3 protein-coding genes are annotated in these 3,612 nt (G+C 68.5%); all 3 read left to right on the top strand.

Going from position 1 to position 3,612, the window contains the following annotated elements:
• The first annotated feature begins 117 nt into the window (after positions 1 to 117).
• Complete coding sequence (locus AC1D1S_RS20115; protein ID WP_476995322.1) at positions 118 to 1,569, top strand: DUF5691 domain-containing protein; 1,452 nt, start codon at positions 118 to 120, stop codon at positions 1,567 to 1,569.
• Positions 1,566 to 2,672, top strand: a complete 1,107-nt coding sequence (locus AC1D1S_RS20120; protein WP_028276622.1) for an ATP-binding protein — start codon at positions 1,566 to 1,568, stop codon at positions 2,670 to 2,672. The genes AC1D1S_RS20115 and AC1D1S_RS20120 overlap by 4 nt, the downstream gene beginning before the upstream one ends.
• Positions 2,673 to 2,675: 3 nt before the next feature.
• Positions 2,676 to 3,612 (top strand): DUF5682 family protein (locus tag AC1D1S_RS20125; protein ID WP_476995323.1); only part of this gene is annotated, 937 nt, incomplete at its 3' end.

A 3,612-nucleotide genomic window follows, 5' to 3' on the forward strand; every position in this document is an offset into this window, starting at 1 on the left:
GCCCCTGGATTCCCTGTTGGCCCTGACCGGCGGCCACCCTGTGGACCTGTTCGGCGAACTGGAGGAGGGCCGCTTCCGGCCTCTGTCCGCAGTCGTCGGTGGAGCGGTGGTAACCCCATGACTTGGCTGGCCGAGCTTCAAACGGCGGCACTCGTTGGCACCGCGCGCCACCCGGCCCCGTTTCCGCCTGTGGAATTGGGTGTCCGCCCGCCGGATGGCGTCTCCGGCGAGGAGTCACTGCTGGACCAAGCAGCCATGGCCGATGCAGTCACCCGCGCTGCCCGGCCTTCCACTTCTATGGACGCTCCAGATGTCCCTCGTCCGGCCCCACCGGACGATGCGCCCGAGGCCCCGGGCGAGGCCTGCCGCCTGCTGGACCTGCTGCTCACCCAGCCGCCCGTCGGGCTGGAACTCCGAAGCCTGCTGGTGGTCGATTGGCTGCTGCTTGCCGAGGCTTCCGGACGGCGTGTTCCGCACCGGCTGCTGCCCAGCCTGCTGATGTTGGCAGAGGCAAAATCCAGCGTGGCGGAGCATTTACATCCTGCGATCGGAACCCGGGGCCGCTGGCTTCAGGACCTAACGGCCGGGGGCGCCGATCCGCGTCCGGCGATGACGACCGACTGGGCAGAGTTGAACAGTGCTGACGCCACGACGGAACTGGAACGGCGTCGCCGTAGTAATCCGGCCGCCGCCCGCGAGCTGCTGGTCACGCATTGGGATACGCTCGGTGCCCGGGAGCGCGCCGCCCATCTGGCCACCCTGGCCGCGAACCTGCGGGCAGATGACGAGGAGTTGCTGGAGCGGGCCCTTGACGACACCGCAAAGAGCGTGCGGGAGGTAGCCGCCGCCCTACTGGACCGGCTCCCTGAGAGCGCCCGCGCGGTCCGCATGGCTGCCAGGCTGCGGCCGCTGCTTCGCTTCAAAGGATTGTTGCGCAAGCAATTCGAGATCGACCTCCCGCCTGAGCCGGACGCGGCAGGACTGCGCGACGGGATCGCGCCGGCCCCACGCAGTGGTGAACCCGACCGGCTGGGCCGGCTCGACGCCATCATCAGGGGTGCCCCCCTCGATGTTTGGACGACGGCGGCCGGCCGTACGCCAGCGGCGAGCGTGGCGCTGCTGAAGGGCGAACCCCGCGCCCTCGAAACGATCGTCACCACCGCTGCGCTGCGGGCCGACCTTGACTGGGTGCGTGCGCTGCTCGACGTCCGCACGGACCTGCGGCTGCTGAATTGCCTGCCCGCCGCCGAGCGCGAGGACACGCTCGTCCGGCACCTGCGCGGCGGCACGGCAAACCCCTGGACACTCGTTCAACCGCTGCGCGACATGCCAAGACCATGGGGACGCCCCCTGGCTGAAGCCGTGCTTGAGCAGATCAACGCCAAGAACGGCGGCCAGCTGGCAACCATGCTCGCCGACACCCTGCCTGCGGCGCTGCCGCCCGAGGCCGCCGAACAAGCCCRGCGCCTGCTTGAGCATCCAGACGCAGACGCCGCCCGGCGCCGCGTGCTTCGTGATGCCGTTCAATACCAATCATTCCGACAATCCCTGACGGAGGCTTTTCAATGAACGACGCCCCGACCGCCCCCGATGTCCTCCGCGCCCATGCCGAAAACGCCTACGCTGAGGAGCTCAGCGCGTTGACGGCTGTTGACGACCGGCACCGGCCGCCCAGTTGGCAGCTGTCTCCGTGGGCGGTGACCACCTATATCCTCGGGGGCACCCTGCCGAACGGCGTACAGATCACACCAAAATACCTGGGTTCCGCGCGGCTGGTCGAAATCGCCGTCGCATCGCTTGCCACAGACCGCGCGCTGCTGTTGCTTGGCCTGCCGGGCACCGCGAAAACCTGGCTGGGAGAGCACCTGGCCGCGGCCATTTCGGGAGCCTCTACCCTCGTGGTGCAGGGCACCGCAGGCACGCCGGAAGAGGCACTGCGGTACGGCTGGAACTATGCCCGGCTGCTCTCGGACGGCCCGTCCCGGGCGGCCCTGGTCCCGGGACCGGTGATGCGCGCGATGGAGGCAGGGAGCCTGGTACGGGTGGAGGAACTGACCAGGATCCCGTCCGACGTGCAGGACTCGCTGATCACGATCCTCAGCGAGAAGACCCTGCCGATCCCCGAACTCAATGCAGAGGTCCAGGCCCGCAAGGGCTTCAACATCATCGCGACGGCCAACAACCGGGACAAGGGCGTCAACGATCTGTCGTCGGCATTGCGCCGCCGCTTCAACACCGTGGTGCTGCCGCTCCCGGACAGCATCGAGCAGGAGATCGAGATCGTCACCACCCGCGTCCGCAGCCTGGGCACTGCCCTGGAGCTTCCGGCTGATCTGGGAGCTCTCTCCGAAGTCCGGCGGGTGGTCACCGTCATGCGGGAACTGCGCGCCGGAGTAACGCAGGACCAGCGCACAACAATCAAATCGCCCTCAGCGACCCTGTCGACGGCAGAGGCCATCTCGGTGATGACGAACGGGCTCTCCCTCGCCGCCCACTTCGGTGACGGCACCGTCCGGGCCCCGGATGTGGCGGCCAGCCTGGTGGGCGCAGTGGTCAAAGACCCCGTCCAGGACCGTGTGATCTGGCAGGAGTACCTGGAAACCGTCGTCCGGAACAGGCCGGAGTGGAAGGACCTGTACCGGGCCTGCCGCGACCTCGAATCATCGAACTGACCGATGACAGACGTCTACGTCCTGGGGATCCGGCATCACGGCCCCGGTTCGGCGCATTCGGTCGCCGAGGCGCTGGCATCCCTCCGGCCGGATCTGGTGCTGGTTGAAGGTCCCCCGGAACTTGACCAGGTGATTCCGCTGCTGTCCGATCCGCAGATGACGCCGCCCATCGCCGGGCTGATCTACGCAGCCGATGAGCCTCGGCTCGCTTCCTTTTACCCGATGGCGAGCTTCTCGCCGGAGTGGGTGGCGTTTGGCTGGGCGCTTTCCACCGGCACCCAGGTGCGGGCGATCGACCTGCCCGCGGCGCACACCTTCGCCCTCCGCATGGCTCCCGCGCCGGACGGGCCAACAACAGCCATCGACGACGGCGATCCCCCCGTGGATGGCGCCGAACCTCCCGCCCCGATGCAGCAGCCGTACCGCCCCGATGCGATTGGGATGCTGGCCGGCGCCGCCGGCTACACCGATCCGGAGCGGTGGTGGGAGGACGCCATCGAGCAACCGAATACAGACCCCGTCGAGCGGTTCGCGGCGTTGACCGAGGCCATCGCGGAGATCCGGGCGGCCGACGACAGGCCCAGCAGCCATCCCGACGTTATGGAGAACAACCGTCGGGAAGCGGCGATGCGCCGCCTGCTGCGTGCCGCCATTCGCGAAGGGCATGGGCGGATCGCCGTGGTGTGTGGTGCGTACCATGCGCCTGCCCTCGTGCCCTCAGGCTTTCCCCCGGTCTCTGCCGACAACAAGGTGCTGGCCGGGCTGCCCAAGGCCAAGGTCGCGGTGACTTGGGTGCCATGGACCTCGGACCGGCTCAGCTTGCGCAGCGGCTATGGGGCCGGTGTCACTGCGCCCGGCTGGTACCAGCACCTCTTCACACACTGGATGGCGCAGGAGCCCGGCACGGACGTGTCCACTACCTGGCTCGTCCGGGTAGCCC

Source organism: Arthrobacter sp. P1_A5 (assembly GCF_056406825.1).

Excerpts from the sequence above, each read along its gene's own strand:
- AC1D1S_RS20120 (WP_028276622.1), top strand. The coding sequence starts at position 1,566 with ATGAACGACGCCCCGACCGCCCCCGATGTCCTCCGCGCCCATGCCGAA.